Source organism: Trueperaceae bacterium (genome assembly GCA_036381595.1).
Taxonomy (GTDB): Bacteria; Deinococcota; Deinococci; order Deinococcales; family Trueperaceae; genus DASVCN01.
In genome coordinates this window covers 49,347-64,576 of record DASVCN010000012.1, presented here as the reverse complement: position 1 = coordinate 64,576, position 15,230 = coordinate 49,347, and the positions used below count along the sequence as shown (strand labels likewise).

The window sequence follows — 15,230 nt, the reverse complement described above, 5'->3', positions numbered from 1 at the left end:
CTACCTCCTGCATCTTCTCCTCATCCCGACTGCGAGAAAGCCCAATAAAAAAAGATGGGTCCCAGGCACCCACCCGAAAAGAGACTCTTCCTGATGCGACGCAACAGGGTGTCGGTCGGGAAATTACCGACAGGAATTATAGCAACGCCATCACCACGGCCTCAAGCCGGTGTGAACAGCTAGACTTCCGCTAGCAGGACGACTCCTGTAGACTCCGGGGCATGAAGATGGGCCGAGCTACCTGAGCGGCGGAGTCCGCAGCGATGCGGCAGCCCGCCACCTTGGATGACCGCCAGCCGGGCGGTCGTTTTTCGTTGGGCTGCAAGCCGACCCAGTCCCAGGGAGCAAGGCCCCGAAGCTGCCGAGCCGCGGGCTCGAGAGACGGGTGACAGATGAGCTTCAACCGACAGGCGGTCGAAGAGGAGGTCCTGCTCCTCACCCCCGGGCCGACCCCTATCCATCCGCGTGCCCTCGCAGCCCTGGCCTGGCCGATGAGGAGTCACCTCGACGACGAGGTACTCGCCTACAACGACGAGATCGCCGCCGCTACGAAGGAGCTCTACGGAAGCGGTCCCGACTCCTTCGCGGCGCTGCTCTCGGGAACGGGCTCGCTGGCGATGGAAGCCGGTTTCATGAACCTCGTCGAGCCTGGCGAGCCCGTCCTGGTCGTCTCCAACGGTGTGTTCGGCGAGCGGATGGTGGAGATGGCCGGACGGGTCGGAGCCCGCGTTCACCCCGTCAGATTCCCGCTAGGTTCCGCCATCGACCTGGACGTGGTCCGCAGCGCGGCCCGGGCCTGTGAGCCGCGTCTGATGGCGGTCGTGCACGGAGAGACCAGCAGCGGCGTACTCAACCCGGTTCCCGAGCTTGGCCAGGTAGCCGCCGAGGTCGGAGCCCTGTTCGCCGTCGACGCCGTCACCACCGTCGGCATGCTGCCCTTCCGGATGGCCGAGTGGGCTATCGATTACGCCTTCACCGGCTCACAGAAGTGCCTCTCGGCTCCACCGGGACTCGCTCCCGTGGTCTTCAGCAGCAGGGCCATGGAGCGCATAGGCTCGCGCGAAACGCCGGTAGCGAGCTGGTACAGCGACGCTCTGGGGATGAGGGAGTACTGGGAGCCTTCGGGGGGACGCCGTTACCATCACACCATCCCGGTGCAGCTTCACTGGGCGACCGGGGAAGCGATCGAAGCCGCTCTCGAGGAGGGGATGCCGGCCCGTCGTGCGCGCGCCGAGCACCTCGGAAGAGTCCTCCTGGCGGCCCTCGAGGAGTACGGGTTCGAGCCGCTGGTCGAGGCCGAGGTGCGGCTACCCACGGTGCTCACCCTGCGTCTCCCCCAGGGCCTCGATGACGCCTCTCTGCGGGCCCAGCTGCGTGATCGGTTCCGGATAACGGTGGCGGGAGGGCTGGGCGAGTTCGCCGGTCGCATCTGGCGCCTGGGGCTGATGGGAGAGAACGCCCGTGTCGAGCACTACCTCAGGCTGATGCGCGCCCTGGCCGAGTTGCTGAGTGAACCTGCGCTCCCCGGACGTTTCGAGGAAAAGCTGGCGCCAGCTGCCTGACCGCCGCCTTCGCCTCCGTTACGGTAGGGGCCGATGATCGATCTGGACAGTCACCAACCGGATGCCGGTGCCCGCAGCCGGGCCGAGGCGGCAGGACTCGACCTCGACATCCTGAAGCGAGAAGAGCCGTTGAGCTACATGATGCTCTGCTCGTTGCCGGTCATGCGGGTCGACCGCCGCCTGAAGACGCTTGCGGCCGAGCCTCTCGGGGCGGTGCTCGACGATCAGCGGCTTTTCGAGGCGGAGGTGGGAGAGGAGTTGCTGATGCTGGCCTTCCCCGGCCCACGGCGCGATCAACTCGAGCGGCTCGACGAACTCATGGGGCAGGCGGTGGAAGCGGCCGTGGCCGACTACGCCTACTACCGGGTGGTTCGAGATCGCCGCGGAACCACGAGGGAGCTTAGCCTGCCTACTGCCCCCGACGGGTGGCAGGGGACATCGACGATGGTGGGGCCGTTCGAAGACGAGGCCGCGGCCCGCCGGTGGGGCCAGGAGCGAGTGGTGCCGGTGTCGGGAACCACCTACGACACCGTGCCCTATGCCGGTGGTTGGTTCTGCGACGTGTTCAGCGCGGCCGATGCCGAGGTATGACCCGAGACGGCGTCCGAACCCGGAAGAACGCCGGGCGGGAGCCCGGCGTTCGCGAGTGACAGCAGCGGCTAGGCGGCAGGGGCCGTTTCCGGCTCCTGATACTGCATCACTTCGGTACCGGCGGCGCGCGCGACCCGCAGGCACACGAACCTGTCACGGAAGACGAGCAGTTTCCTGCCGTCGAGATCGTGCAGCTCCGTACCGAGTTCCAGCTGCTCCTCCGTAAGCCGTCGGCGAGTATCTCCGTCGAGCGCTATCGCCCAGCGTTGCATCTGCTCCTCCTTGTGGAAGGTACCGGCGACTCCTGACCGGGTCCTCGTGGGTCTGTGTGACCAACCGTATCGGTTGGGCCGCAGTTGGTCTGTGTCTCTCGAACAAGTCGCCCGGTAGGCGGCTGGTACGAACTCGCAGCGCGGATGGCGCGCCGCCATCCGCGCTGGCCGGCCCGGTCGTCGGCGTCGAAGCGCTGTTGACACCCCTCGTGACCGGGGCTACACTCCATCCCATGGCAAGCGAGACGGCTTCGCCCTTTATCGGCTAGCGCGGAGCCGATCCGCGCCCGCATGACGCTGCCCTTGACGGGTAGTGTTTTTTTTGGGCCCAGCGAGCCGTCCGTGGAGGAGAAGCATGCGAGAAGAAGCACTCACGGAGATACGCGCAGCCCTGGACCAGCGCGAGCTGCAGGCGTTGCGGGTACGTCTCCTGGGCAAGAAGGGCGAGATCACCGAGCGCCTCAAGGCGTTGGGCGAGCTGCCGCCAGAGGAGCGGCGCGAAGCGGGCCGCGAGCTCAACGTCCTGAAGGGGGAGCTCGAGGCAGCGATCATGGCGCGTCGCGCCGAGCTCGAGCGCGAGGAGCTCGAGGCCCGCCTCGCCGAAGAGAGCGTGGACGTCACACTCCCCGGCCTCCGCTTCAAGCCCGGTGGTCTTCACCTGATGACCAAGGTGACGAACCGGCTTCTCGACGTCTTCACGTCACTGGGCTACGAGGTCGTCACCGGTCCCGAGCTGGAGACCGACCACTACAACTTCGGCGCCCTCAACTTCCCCGAGGAGCACCCGGCTCGCGACGCCCAGGACACGTTCTGGACGACGGACGGCAGGCTCCTTAGAACCCACACGAGCCCGATGCAGGTGCGTTACATGGAGAGCCACGAACCGCCGTTCAAGGTCGTGGTACCGGGGAAGGTCTTCCGGAACGAGGCGGTCGACGCGACCCACGAGGCGCAGTTCCACCAACTCGAAGCACTGGTCGTCGGGGAGCGGATCACCATGGCCGACCTCAAGGGCGCCATCCGTGAGATGGCCACCGCCCTCTTCGGGCCGGGAACGAGGACTCGGCTCCAGCCCGCCTTCTTCCCGTTCGTCGAGCCCGGCGGCGAGTTCGCCATCTGGTGGCGTCACCCCCGTACGGGCCGAGAGGAGTGGCTGGAACTGGGCGGGTGCGGCATGGTGCATCCGAACGTATTCGAGGCGGTCGGGTACGAAGGCGTTACCGGCTTCGCCTTCGGTTTCGGCATCGAGAGGCTGGCGCTGATCCCTTACGGCATCCCCGACATCCGCTCCTTCTACGGGAGTGACATGAGGTTGCTGCGTCAGTTCCAGGGGGAAGTGTGAGGAGCTACCGATGAAGGTGCCTTACAGCTGGCTGCAGGAGTTCATCGAGGAGCTGCCGCCGGTCGACGAGGTCGTCGGGCTGCTCGATGGGCTGGGCCTGGCGGTGGAATCGGTGCACCCGTACGCGGGCGCGGCTAATGGAACCCTGGCCGTGCGGGTCGATTCGCTGGCGCCGGTCGAAGGATCCGACCACCTGCTGGTCGCTACGATCTTCGACGGGATAGCCCGGCGCACCGTCGTGACCGGAGCGCCCAACGCTTCCGAAGGGATGATGACCGCCTACGCCCCGCCGGGGACCTTCCTCCCGGCCTTGGGCGGCACCGTCGAGAAGCGCCGGATGGCCGGCGTCGACAGCGACGGCGTTCTCCTCTCGCCCCGCGAGCTGGGCGTCTTCGACCACGCCGGTGGCCTCATCGAACTGCCTGCCGATCTCGAACCGGGCACCGACCTCGCTCGCGCCTGGCCCGCCGACCAGGTGCTGGAGCTCGAGCTCACGGCCAACCGCGCCGACGCCTTCAGCCTCCTGGGGGTCGCCCGCGACCTCGCCGCCAAGCTGGGCGTTGGCTACCGGCACCCGGCTGCAGGGTTGGACCCGGGCGATCCCCGGCTCGACGACGGGCTCGAGATCGAGGTCGCCGACGCTCACGGCTGCCCTGCCTTCAGCCTGCGACGCATCGAAGGGGTCACCGTGGCGCCGAGCCCTCTCTGGCTGCAGCGCCGGCTCGCCAGCGTCGGGCTGCGGCCCCGCAATAACATAGTCGACGTCACCAACTACGTCACGTTCGAGCTCGGCCAGCCTTCGCACGCCTACGACGCAGCCGAACTCTCGAACGGCACCATCCAGGTGAGGCGTGCGCGGGAAGGGGAGAAGCTCGTCACGCTCACGGGCGACGAGCTCGAGCTCTCGGCTCACGACCTGGTCATCGCAACGCCGTCAGGGGACGGCTCGAAGGCGATCGGCCTGGCGGGAGTCATCGGCGGCCTGGCGGAGAGTGTCGAGGCAGCAACCACTTCTGTCGCGCTCGAAGCCGCGTTCTTCGACCCGGTGGGTATCAGGCGCACGGCCAAGCGCCACGGCATCTCTACCGACGCCCACTACCGGTTCGAGCGTGGCGTCGACCCGAACCTGTCCCGTCTCGCCTCGGCGCGAGCCGCCACGCTGATCGCACGACTCGCCCACGGCGAACTCCACCCCGGTGTCAGCTGGGTGGGGAAGACGTTCGAACCCGCCCCGATCCACTACCGTCCGTCGCGAGTCCACTTCCTGATGGACTTCGAGGTGCCGCGCCCGATGCAGCGCCGGTACCTGGAGGCGCTCGGCTGCGAGGTGAGCCAGGACGCGGACGACGCCTGGCGGGTGGTGCCGCCCAGCTGGCGTTTCGACCTCTCCATCGAAGAGGACCTGGTGGAGGAGGTGGCGAGACTCCACGGTTACGAGCACATAGGCGAGACCGTACCGCCCATGCACTTCGTGCCCCCGCGGACCGATCCCACCCACCGAGAGTTGCGTCACGAGATCGCGGGACTCGGGTTCCAGGAGGCGATCGGCTACGTATTCACTTCGGATGCCGAGCTCTCCAAGGCCCAGGCGCCCGCCGCCCAGGTCAGGCTCAGCGATCCCCAGGGGGTCGAGAGGAGCGTGCTGCGCACGGCTCTCTACCCCGGCCTGCTGGCAGCAGCCAACCTGAACCGGTCACTCACCTCGCTCGCCCTCTTCGAGATCGGCCGGGTGTTCCTGGAGGAAGAGATCGAGCGGGTCGCGCTGCTGGCCACCGGCCCCTGGATCGAACCGGGCTGGGAGGAGGGCAGGGAGCTCGACTTCTTCCTCTTCAAGGGGCTTCTGGAAAGGTTGGCCGAACGGCGCAACTCGAGGCTCGAGATGCGGGCCTGCCTCTTTCCGCCCCTGCACCCCGGCATCTCGGCCGAGGTCCTCTGGAACGGCAGGCCCGTGGGCTACTCCGGTCGCCTCCATCCGGAAGTGGCAGCCCGTTTCGAGTTGAGGGACACCTACCTGGCTGAACTCGACCTCCCGCTCGAGAGGCGGCCTGTGCAGGTGGCGGAGATCCCGCGTCAGCAGCACGCCGAACGCGATATAGCCGTCGTCGCTCCGCTGGAGGTGAGCTACGGAGATCTGGCGGCCGCCGTGGGCGCCGCCGCCGGTAAGCTGCTCGAATCGGTCGAACCGTTCGACGTCTACCGCGGGGCTTCGATACCGGAGGGCCAGCGCAGCGTCGCACTGAGGCTACGTTTCAGGCACGAGGAGCGGGCGCTGCGTGACGAAGAGGTAGACGACTATATGCAGAATGTCATCCAGACGCTGAGGCAGCGCGGCTACGATATCCGCGACCGATGACCTGGTTGGATCTCCTACTGGCCCTGCTGTTCGCGGTGTTCGTCGCCCTGGGCGCCGAACGGCGCCTCAGCGGCCTCCTCCTCGGTGTAGGCGGTGTCCTGCTGCTGCGGCCGCTCCTGTTGATCGGGGAGGTGAGCCCCGTGTTGTCGGTGGCCGTAGCGCTACTCGCCGGCCTGGTGATCTCGCTGCTGGCCCGGAGACTGGGGCGGCGCCGGCGGCTGCAATCGGGTCGTTACGCCCTGCTGGGAGGGATCGGCGGCGCGCTGCTGGGCGCCGTGCTGGTCCTCAGCACCGCGGTTTCGATGCCCATCGAACGCAACTCCCTCGGCCAGATCATCTACCCCCCGCAGCAACTCCCGGGAGCGGTCGGAGACGCGGTGGCCGGTTCACGGGTGCTGCGTGAGGGGCGTGATATCTTGCTCTATCCTCTCCTGGAGCGCCAGGGCGACATTGGCCCCCGGCGCAGCCAGGTGGTAAGGCTCCTCCACTCCTACCTGGTCGTGGGGCAGCCTTGGGAAGGGAGGTAAAGGGAGCGAACTCGTTTGTCGCGAGGTAGCGCAAGCCCTGGCCGGGATGTTCCGAGCGGTCAGGTGACGAGGTGGAGGGCTTCCGGGGCGAGCGGCGACACTACCGCTGCTGCCGGAGGATAGGCGCCTGAAGGCGCTCAAAACGCGAGCGCGCCCGAAGTGGGCGCACAAGTCTGCGGGCCCCTCCTGAGACGACCCCTCACTCGCGAGTCGTATGGGTCGAACGCGGGTTGCCCGACCCGAACCAGGCTATCGACGGTCCTCAGAGACCGAGGCTGAGGCGACGCGACGCACCGGCGTGTACGCGTCGGCGCGGCGTCTCGACGACGTCCCGGGCAGTAGCTCCGGGACGAACGGAACGACTGGAGCGACACCAGGACGATGTGCGGAATAGTTGGATACGTAGGTCACCGGCAGGCGGCTGAAGTGATCATGGACGGTCTGCAACGGCTCGAATACCGGGGTTACGACTCGGCAGGCGTGGTCGTCGCGGGCGGCAACGGGTCGGCGAGACTCGATGTCGTCAAGCGCGCAGGGAAGTTGGGCGCCTTACGCGAAGCGCTCGGCGAGAGGACACCGGCCGGGACGCTGGGCCTCGGCCACACTCGCTGGGCCACTCACGGACGACCCAGCGACGGCAATGCCCACCCCCACCTCTCGGAGGACGGCAAGCTCGCGCTCATCCACAACGGGATCATCGAGAACTACCTGGACCTCCGAGAGCGGTTGCAGGCCGCCGGGCACAGCTTCAGCTCGGAAACCGACAGCGAGGTGCTGGTCCACCTGATCGAGGAGCACTACGAGGGCGATCTGGTAGCCGCGGTGCGGGCGGCGCTCGGCGAAGTCTCCGGCGCCTTCGCAGTGGTCGTGTCGCACGCCGATCACCGGGTGATCGTGGCGGCGAGGTCGACGAGTCCGATGGTGGTGGGCCTCGGGGAGGGGGAGACGTTCCTCGCCTCCGACGTGCCCGCGCTGCTCCCCTACACGCGCGACATGATCTTCCTCCACGACGGCGACATGGCGCTGGCAACGCCCGAGGGCGTGACCATCACCGACCTCGACGGGGAACCGCAGGAGCGGGAGGTAGCGCGAGTCGACTGGGATGCCGAGGCTGCCGAGAAGGGGGGCTTCGAGCACTACATGCTCAAGGAGATCTACGAGCAGCCGAGGGTCCTGCAGGACACGATCGGCGGGCGCATCGTAGCGGGAGACAGCGACGTCGACCTGGGCCTGGGCCTCGACCCGATAGGCATCGACAGGATCGTCATCACGGCTGCCGGTACCGCATACTACTCCGGTCTGGTGGGCGAGTACCTGATCGAGCGGCTTGCCCGCCTCCCGGTAGAAGTGGAGCTCGCCTCCGAGTTCCGCTACCGGGAACCGGTGGTGGACGAGCGGACACTCTGCATAGCCGTGTCGCAGTCGGGAGAGACGATCGACACTCTCGAGGCGCTCCGCGAAGCGAAGCGGCGCGGGACGAGGACCCTGGCGATCCTCAACGCCAAAGGCTCCTCCATGAGCCGCGAGGTGGACGACATCCTCTACATCCATGCCGGGCCCGAGATCGGGGTCGCCAGCACGAAGGCGTACACGGCGATGCTCGCGGCCTTCGAGCTGCTGGCGCTCTGGCTGGCCAGGCGAAGAGGCACGCTGAGCGGGCCGGGCGCGGCCGAGATCATCACCGAGCTGAGGCGGCTGCCGGCGCTCGTCGAGGAGGCCATCACGGCTCGAGAGCAGATCGCAGCGATCGCCGAGGCGTTCAAGGACAGGCGCGACTACCTCTTCCTGGGGAGGGGGATCAACTTCCCGACAGCACTCGAAGGAGCGCTCAAGCTGAAGGAGATCTCCTACATCCATGCGGAGGCGTACGCCACCGGCGAGATGAAGCACGGGCCGATCGCGCTGATAGACGCCTCCATCCCCGTGGTGGCAGTAGCGACGAAGTCGACCCTCTACGAGAAGACGGTCTCGAACCTGCAGGAGGTCCGGGCGCGCGACGGAATCGTCATAGCGCTGGCCAACCCGAACGACCGGTATATCGGAGCCCATGCCGACCATCTGATAACGGTGCCCGAGACGCACGAACTGCTGTCGCCGATCGTCAACGTCGTGGCGCTGCAACTCCTGGCGTACGAGACCGCTTGCCGGCTTGGCCGTGACGTGGATCAGCCCAGGAACCTGGCCAAGAGCGTGACGGTGGAGTAGCCGGCGAAGAGGCGACGGGCCTCCCGTGCAGGTGGCGGTCCGGCGCCTCGGCTGTGATACCGTCGGCGGCTGGGGCGCAGAAGAGCCGCTCGACCTGGAGGCGTGATGGGTGATTCACACGAACGGAAGCTGCGAGTCGGAGTCGTGGGCCTGGGCTGGGCAGGTGAGCAGCACCTCGACGGTTACCGGCAGCTGCCGCAGGTCGAGATCAAAGGCCTCGCCGGTCTCGAGGAGGACCGCCTTCAGGAGTTGGCCGACGAGTACGGGATCGCTCACCGTTTCAGCGACTACCGAGACCTCGTGGCGCTCGACGAACTGGACGCGGTGAGCGTCTGCACCCCCAACCACCTGCACGCGCCCATCACGATCGCAGCGCTGGAGAACGGCAAGCACGTACTCTGCGAGAAGCCGCTGGCGCGTGATGCCGGCGAGGCGGAAGCGATGGTGCGCGCCGCGGTGGAGGCCGACAAGGTTCTGCACGTTGCTTTCAACCACCGGCAGCGCGGCGACGTCCAGCTGCTCAGGCGCTTCCTCGACCAGGAGCAGCTGGGACGCATCTATCACGTGAAGGCCACCTGGATGCGCAGGAGTGGCATCCCCGGACTCGGTTCCTGGTTCACCTCACGCGAGATGGCCGGCGGCGGTCCCCTCATAGACCTGGGCGTACACGTTCTGGACCTCGCCCTCTTCCTGCTCGACGAGCCGGAGGTGAGGACGGTGAGCGCCGCTACCTATGCCGAGCTCGGGCCGCGCGGCCGCGGCTTCTCGGGGACCAAGAAGATGACGGTCGGCTCGGCGTACGAGGTGGAGGACCTGGCTACGGCGTTCCTGCGACTCGGCGACGGCGGCACCGTCAACCTGGAGGCCAGCTGGGCCGTATACGGTGGCTCCAACGACGACTTCGGCGTGACGCTGTTCGGTACCCAGGGCGGGGCCGAAATTCGCGTTCGCAACTACAACTGGCAGGACACCCTGCGCATCTACACCGACGCCGCTGGGGTGCCGGCGGTGCTGAGCCCGGAAGTCCGCAAGGGTGAGGGCCACCGGGCCGTCGTCCGGAACTTCGTCGCCGCCGCCCAGGCCGAGAAGGTCGATCATGCTCCCGCACTGGCGGGCCTGAGGCGGGTGAAGATCATCGACGCCTGCTACCGCTCGGCGGTGGAGGGGCGTGAACTCCCTATCGGTCACGACTGACTAATCGTGTCGCAGGCGGGTGTGATGGTCGCACCCGTCCCTATAATCGGCCGCGAGGGGAGGACACGATGGGAATTCTGTTGTGGATAATCTTCGGGGCCTTGGCTGGCTGGATCGCCAGCATGATCGTGAGAACGGACCAGGGTCTGCTCCTCGACATCATCGTCGGGATCATAGGCGCCGTCATCGGCGGTTTCATCTTCCGGGCATTCGGTGCCGCCGGAGTTACCGGCTTCAACATCTACAGCCTGCTGGTGGCGATCCTGGGGGCGATCGTTCTGCTCTGGATAGTGAAGGCGGCTCGAAGGGCCTGACCCTTTTCGACCGCCCCGACAGCCGTCCCGGCCGCGCGTTCCTGGCGCGGCCGGGACGTGCTACTTCGACCCTGTATCCTTGAGCGTGGCCGGCGAACTTGAAGTGAAGCTCGAGCGGGTACGCAGGCTCCTGCACCAACGGGACGCCGACGCCGCCTTCTTCACCACGAGCGGTAACGTCTCCTGGCTCCTTTGCGGAGGCGATCCCCTCGTCTCGCTCACGGATCCGCCCGTCGCGAGCATCCTGGTGACCCGCGATCAGGAACGACTGTTCATGCCCGAGTTCGAACGTGACCGGCTCGAGAACGAGGAGATGCCGGCGGGCCTCACCTGCGCCTACCTCCCATGGGAAGAGCCCAACGCCCTGAACGAGGCGAGAGAGGCGCTGGCCGATCCTGCTCGTACCCTCACCGATCAGTGCGCCCCGGGAACCCGACTACACGACTTCTGGCAGCTGCGGGTGCCGCTTTTGCCCGAGGAGCTCGACCGCTACCGGAGCCTAGGAGCGGACGCCGCGCAGGCGGTTGGGGACGTGATGCGAGAGCTCGAGCCCGGGCCCAGCGAACACGAGATCGCCGGCAGGGTCGCCGTCGCGTTGCGGTCGCGCGGCATCCAGCCGGCGCTGCTGCTCGTCGGCGCGGACGCGCGGCTGAAACGTTACCGTCACCCGATCCCGTCGGGTGAAGCCGTCCACGAGCGGGTGATGGTCGTTGTATGCGCACGGCGCCACGGCCTCTACGCCAACCTGAGCCGGATCGCGGCTTTCACCCCACTGGGACCGCAGGAGGCGAGGCGCTACGCGTCCCTCCTCGAGATCGAAGCTGCCGCCTTGCAGGCCACCCGCCACGGCCGGTTCATGCGCGATGTGCTGCTCGCCCTGCAGAACGCCTATGCCGAACACCACCACCCGCTCGCCTGGAAACACCACCACCAGGGCGGTCCCACCGGCTACTTCACCCGCGACTTCCTCGCTACGGGCGTGGAGCAGCGTGTGGTCGTCGACGGAGCCGCCTACGCCTGGAACCCCTCGTTGCCCGGCATCAAGGTGGAGGACACGGTGCTGCTCACCCACCAGCGGCTCGAGTTGCTGACCTACGATCCCCTCTGGCCGAAGGTCGAAGTAGAGGGAGTGGAGCGGCCCGAGGTGTTGCTGCGCGGATGACGAACCGCTAGATCAGGCCCTGGCGTTGCAGGATCACGAACAGCGCCAGCGCTGCGAGGCCGATCAGGCTCCAGCGGAGCGCTTTGAGTCCCGCGTCACCCGACGCTCCTATGCGTTCGCGGGCCCGCTCACGTTCGACCCTCTGTTGCACCCGCTGAGCGCGCCGCAGATGCTTCACGCTCAGACCGATCTTGCCCTGCTTCCGGTAGGCCACGCCCAGGTTGTGGTGGGCGTTGGCGAACTCGTCGTTGACCTGCAGAGCGCGCTCATAGCAGCCGATCGCCTCGGCGACCAGGCCCGACTCGAGGCGGGCGTTGCCGAGGTTGGTAAGCGCCCTGAAGTGTCGGGGGTCCAGTTCCACCGCCCGCTCGAACTCCCGTTCCGCCCCTTCGACATCGCCCAGGTAGACCCGAGCGGTCCCGCGCTGGTTGCAGGCTTCGGCTTCGAACCAGCGAAGACCTCGCTCCCCCAGCAGCCCGAGCGCCTCCTCGGCCTCGCGCTGCTCGAGCGATTCGGAGCTGCGCTGAAGACGCTCCAGCTCCTCGCCCAGTGCCGCCCAGTCGACCACCGGGAGCGGCTCATCGAGGCGCTGAAGCTGGCGCCTGGCCCGCTCCCAGGAACGCTCGCGGACGAACCGCTGGACGTCGGCGAGCACCGAGAGGACCTGCAGCCGTTCGCGGGCCTCCGAATCGCTCTCTTCGGCGCCCGAGACGAGGTAGATCCGGTAGGCATCGTCGAATCGCCCGCGATCCAGCGCCTCACGCCAGCCGAGGAGGGTAGTCGTGTCAGTCATCGTCACTCCCGATCCGGCGGTAGAGATCGACGTAGCTCTCCGCCGAGCGGTCCCAGGAGAAATCCTGAGCCATAGCTTCGAGCATCATCCTCGCCCAATCGCTGCTGCCGTGGCAACGCATCGCCTCGGCAGCTGCCTCCACCAGTTCCGCGGGGTCCGGTTCTTCGAAGAGGAACCCGGTTCGGCCGTGCACGATCGTGTCACGAAGTCCTCCGGTCGCGCGAGCCAGGGGCAGGGTGCCGTACCGCATCGCCACCATCTGGCTGAGGCCGCACGGTTCGAAGCGGCTCGGTATGGCGAGCACGTCGGCCGCGGCGTAGACGAGGTGGGCGAGTCCCTCGTCGAACGCCAGCTCTGCCGCGAGGACGCCCTGAGAGCGCAGTTCGCGGGTTCGCTGCTCCAGCTGCGGATCACCGGTGCCCAGCACGAATATCGACCAGCCCTGTGCCTTCAGGCTCTCGGCTGCCTGGAGCAGGAGATCGATCCCCTTCTGCTCGGCCAACCGCGATACCACGCCGATGAGCGGCCGCGCCGGGTCCAGGCCTGCGCGCTCGCACAGGGCCACTTTCGCCTGCCGCTTGCCGCTAGCGTCAGCCAGCGAGTAGGGCTGGGGCAGATGGGGATCCACGGCCGGATCCCAGGTGGCCGTGTCGATGCCGTTGAGGATGCCCCTCAGGTCATCCTTTCGCTCCTGCAGCACGGCCTCCAGACCGTACCCGTACTCGGGCGTCAGGATCTCCCGCGCGTAAGTCGGGCTCACGGTGGTTATCTTCGTGGCCAGCCCGATACCGGCCCGCAGTGCGTTCGCGTCCCCGTTCAGGAGGATGTGGTCGCTCGCGACCTCGGCTGGGAGGCCGAGCCAGGAGAGGGCCTCGGCCGGTTGCGAAACCCCCTGGTACTGAGCGTTGTGGATAGTCAGCACCGTGGGCGTAGCACGGAACCCCTCGGGCGAACCGTCCCCGAAGCGGAGCAGTGCGGGTAGGTAGGCGCTGTGCCAGTCGTGAACGTGGACGATGTCGGGGCGGAAACCGAGCAGCTGGGCCACCTGCGGCACAGCCCGGCAGAAGCGGCAGAAGCGCCGCACGTCGTCCGCGTAGCCGTAGATCGACTCACGGCGGAAGTCGTCCAAGCCCACGAACGCCTGCCGCACGCCGCCCGCCTCGAGGATGCCTACCCCGGCGCGTTCCTCCTCCCCGCCAGGGAACTCGGCGTCGCCGGCCCAGACGGGTTCGCCAACGAGGGTCGCGTACCAGGGGGAGATGACCAGAAGTTCATGGCCGAGGCGGGCAAGGGCGCCCGGGAGGGAACCCACTACGTCTCCCAGACCGCCGGTCTTGCTGTACGGAAAGACCTCGCTGGATACGAAGAGCACGCGCACGGCCACAGTATAAGGAGGCTGCCGCGGTTTGCCCGGCGGCTGGTTCCGCGACTTACTGCGCCGTCACCCGGTCGACCCTATACTTGGTTCCGGGACTTTTCCCCCGGGAGGTTCGATGAAACGTAGATGGTTAATGCTGGTCCTGGTGGCCTTGGGTACGTCGTTCATGGTGGTCGACGCCCAGTTCTCGCGGGACTACTCGACAGAATTCGTGGAGTCCGCGGCCGGCCGGGCCCTCATACAGACCTACGGCACGCTCAAGTCGAACTACCTCGAGGACGTGGACGAGACCGAGATGATCCAAGGTGCCATCAACGGCATGCTCGAGTCGCTCGAGGACCCTTACTCCTACTACAAGACGCCGGAAGCCGCGGCGCGTGACATGCAGGATCAGTCCGGCTCGTTCGAGGGCATCGGCGCTGTACTGACGACGTTCAATCGCCAGGCCGGTACCGGAGTAGAGGTGCTCACCGTGTACCGCGGCGGACCCGCCTTCGAAGCCGGCCTGGAGCGGGGAGATATCTTCCTGAGTGTCGACGGAGTGGACGTGCAGGAGATGACGCCCACCGAGGTCGCCGATCTGGTGCGTGGCCCCAAGGGCACGGTGGTGCACCTGGAGATGCGCCGGCCCGGCGCCGAGGAACCTGTCGAGTTCGACATCACCCGCGGGACCATCAGCATCGTCTCGGTGGAGTCGGCGGTACTGCCTAACGACGTCGGTTACATCCACCTGACGACGTTCGCCAATCAGCAGTTGCACGATCAGCTGGTGGATGCGATCGCGGAGCTGAAGGAGGAGGGGGTTACCTCGCTGATCCTCGACCTGCGCGACAACGGGGGCGGTTTCCTCAACCAGGGGATCCTCGTCGCCGACGAGTTCCTGTCCCAGGGCGACATCGTCTTCCAGCGCTCGCGCGGGGTGACCCAACGGATCGCCGCAGCCGACCCTCACGCCGTCGAGATGCCGATGGTGGTGCTGGTGAACGAGCACTCCGCTTCGGCGAGCGAGATCGTCGCCGGCGCGCTCCAGGAGAACGGCCGGGCGCTCGTGGTCGGTGAGAAGACCTTCGGCAAGGGTGTGGCTCAGAACGTCGTGTCGCTCGCCGATGGCGGCCAACTCGTCTACATGGCGTTCGAGTGGCTCACCCCGGAGCGGACCTCGATCAACGAAGAGGGCATCACTCCTGACGTGAAGGTCGAGGACACCCGCTTCCCCAACGTCATCTCCCTCGAAGGTCAGGGCGCGAGCCCCGGCCAGACGCTCGAGATCGTCGTCGATGGTGAAACGGTCGGTTCGACCACAGCCAACGAGGAAGGCGAGTTCCAGTTCGTCACGACCGGTCCGCGGCCCCGATACAGCCCGATACAGGGGCAGGCGCTGGTCGATCTCGAGAACGATCAGGCGCTGCAGGTGGCCCACGAGGTGTTGCTCGACCAGGTGGTCGCGCAGGAGGGCGCCGCGGCGGCCAACTGAGCTGACCTCTGCCGGGTGAAGCGACGCGGGCGGGACCAAGGTCCCGCCCGCGCTCGTGTCAGA

Annotated in this window: 13 protein-coding genes; 10 read left to right on the top strand and 3 right to left on the bottom strand. The window is 67.2% G+C overall.

Annotation, left to right across the window (positions count from 1 at the left end; genetic code table 11):
* Nucleotides 1-392 precede the first annotated feature (392 nt).
* Complete coding sequence (locus VF168_03100) at nt 393-1,562, top strand: aminotransferase class V-fold PLP-dependent enzyme (GenBank protein HEX7003154.1); 1,170 nt, start codon at nt 393-395, stop codon at nt 1,560-1,562.
* 33 nt (nt 1,563-1,595) lie between these two features.
* Nucleotides 1,596-2,153 carry a hypothetical protein gene (locus tag VF168_03095; protein HEX7003153.1) on the top strand — a complete coding sequence of 186 codons (558 nt, stop codon included), beginning with the start codon at nt 1,596-1,598 and terminating at the stop codon, nt 2,151-2,153.
* A gap of 68 nt (nt 2,154-2,221) precedes the next feature.
* Here VF168_03095 and VF168_03090 read toward each other — a convergent pair whose 3' ends face one another.
* Nucleotides 2,222-2,425: a hypothetical protein gene (locus VF168_03090; GenBank protein HEX7003152.1), complete on the bottom strand. Its 204-nt coding sequence runs from the start codon at nt 2,423-2,425 to the stop codon at nt 2,222-2,224.
* A gap of 355 nt (nt 2,426-2,780) precedes the next feature.
* Here VF168_03090 and pheS point away from each other — a divergent pair, with 355 nt between their 5' ends.
* From pheS to VF168_03055, 7 genes are all read left to right on the top strand, one after another.
* Nucleotides 2,781-3,767, top strand: coding sequence for a phenylalanine--tRNA ligase subunit alpha (pheS, locus tag VF168_03085; protein HEX7003151.1), 987 nt, complete (start codon nt 2,781-2,783; stop codon nt 3,765-3,767).
* 10 nt (nt 3,768-3,777) lie between these two features.
* Nucleotides 3,778-6,120 carry a phenylalanine--tRNA ligase subunit beta gene (pheT, locus tag VF168_03080; GenBank protein HEX7003150.1) on the top strand — a complete coding sequence of 781 codons (2,343 nt, stop codon included), beginning with the start codon at nt 3,778-3,780 and terminating at the stop codon, nt 6,118-6,120.
* Nucleotides 6,117-6,647, top strand: a complete 531-nt coding sequence (locus VF168_03075; GenBank protein ID HEX7003149.1) for a hypothetical protein — start codon at nt 6,117-6,119, stop codon at nt 6,645-6,647. Before pheT ends, VF168_03075 begins: the two co-directional genes overlap by 4 nt.
* 381 nt (nt 6,648-7,028) lie before the next feature.
* On the top strand, nt 7,029-8,852 hold the full coding sequence (gene glmS, locus VF168_03070; protein ID HEX7003148.1) for a glutamine--fructose-6-phosphate transaminase (isomerizing): 1,824 nt from the start codon (nt 7,029-7,031) through the stop codon (nt 8,850-8,852).
* Nucleotides 8,853-8,957: 105 nt separating this feature from the next.
* Nucleotides 8,958-10,046, top strand: coding sequence for a Gfo/Idh/MocA family oxidoreductase (locus VF168_03065; protein ID HEX7003147.1), 1,089 nt, complete (start codon nt 8,958-8,960; stop codon nt 10,044-10,046).
* A gap of 68 nt (nt 10,047-10,114) precedes the next feature.
* A complete protein-coding gene (locus tag VF168_03060) occupies nt 10,115-10,360 on the top strand; it encodes a GlsB/YeaQ/YmgE family stress response membrane protein (protein ID HEX7003146.1) in 246 nt (81 codons plus the stop codon).
* 85 nt (nt 10,361-10,445) lie between these two features.
* Nucleotides 10,446-11,522, top strand: coding sequence for a M24 family metallopeptidase (locus VF168_03055; protein ID HEX7003145.1), 1,077 nt, complete (start codon nt 10,446-10,448; stop codon nt 11,520-11,522).
* Between the two features lie 7 nt (nt 11,523-11,529).
* Here VF168_03055 and VF168_03050 read toward each other — a convergent pair whose 3' ends face one another.
* Entirely contained in the window at nt 11,530-12,315 is a 786-nt protein-coding gene (locus VF168_03050) for a tetratricopeptide repeat protein (protein HEX7003144.1), read from the bottom strand.
* The gene (locus tag VF168_03045; GenBank protein HEX7003143.1) at nt 12,308-13,693 is read right to left on the bottom strand and encodes a glycogen/starch synthase; all 1,386 of its coding nucleotides are present in this window, start codon (nt 13,691-13,693) and stop codon (nt 12,308-12,310) included. Before VF168_03045 ends, VF168_03050 begins: the two co-directional genes overlap by 8 nt.
* A gap of 115 nt (nt 13,694-13,808) precedes the next feature.
* Here VF168_03045 and VF168_03040 point away from each other — a divergent pair, with 115 nt between their 5' ends.
* A complete protein-coding gene (locus VF168_03040; protein ID HEX7003142.1) occupies nt 13,809-15,167 on the top strand; it encodes a S41 family peptidase in 1,359 nt (452 codons plus the stop codon).
* Nucleotides 15,168-15,230 lie beyond the last annotated feature (63 nt).

Bases quoted from the DNA above. Each gene is read 5' to 3' on its own strand.
- VF168_03100 (HEX7003154.1), top strand. From the start codon at position 393: ATGAGCTTCAACCGACAGGCGGTCGAAGAGGAGGTCCTGCTCCTCACC.
- VF168_03095 (HEX7003153.1), top strand. From the start codon at position 1,596: ATGATCGATCTGGACAGTCACCAACCGGATGCCGGTGCCCGCAGCCGG.
- VF168_03090 (HEX7003152.1), bottom strand. From the start codon at position 2,425: ATGCAACGCTGGGCGATAGCGCTCGACGGAGATACTCGCCGACGGCTT.
- pheS (HEX7003151.1), top strand. From the start codon at position 2,781: ATGCGAGAAGAAGCACTCACGGAGATACGCGCAGCCCTGGACCAGCGC.
- pheT (HEX7003150.1), top strand. From the start codon at position 3,778: ATGAAGGTGCCTTACAGCTGGCTGCAGGAGTTCATCGAGGAGCTGCCG.
- VF168_03075 (HEX7003149.1), top strand. From the start codon at position 6,117: ATGACCTGGTTGGATCTCCTACTGGCCCTGCTGTTCGCGGTGTTCGTC.
- glmS (HEX7003148.1), top strand. From the start codon at position 7,029: ATGTGCGGAATAGTTGGATACGTAGGTCACCGGCAGGCGGCTGAAGTG.
- VF168_03065 (HEX7003147.1), top strand. From the start codon at position 8,958: ATGGGTGATTCACACGAACGGAAGCTGCGAGTCGGAGTCGTGGGCCTG.
- VF168_03060 (HEX7003146.1), top strand. From the start codon at position 10,115: ATGGGAATTCTGTTGTGGATAATCTTCGGGGCCTTGGCTGGCTGGATC.
- VF168_03050 (HEX7003144.1), bottom strand. From the start codon at position 12,315: ATGACTGACACGACTACCCTCCTCGGCTGGCGTGAGGCGCTGGATCGC.
- VF168_03040 (HEX7003142.1), top strand. From the start codon at position 13,809: ATGAAACGTAGATGGTTAATGCTGGTCCTGGTGGCCTTGGGTACGTCG.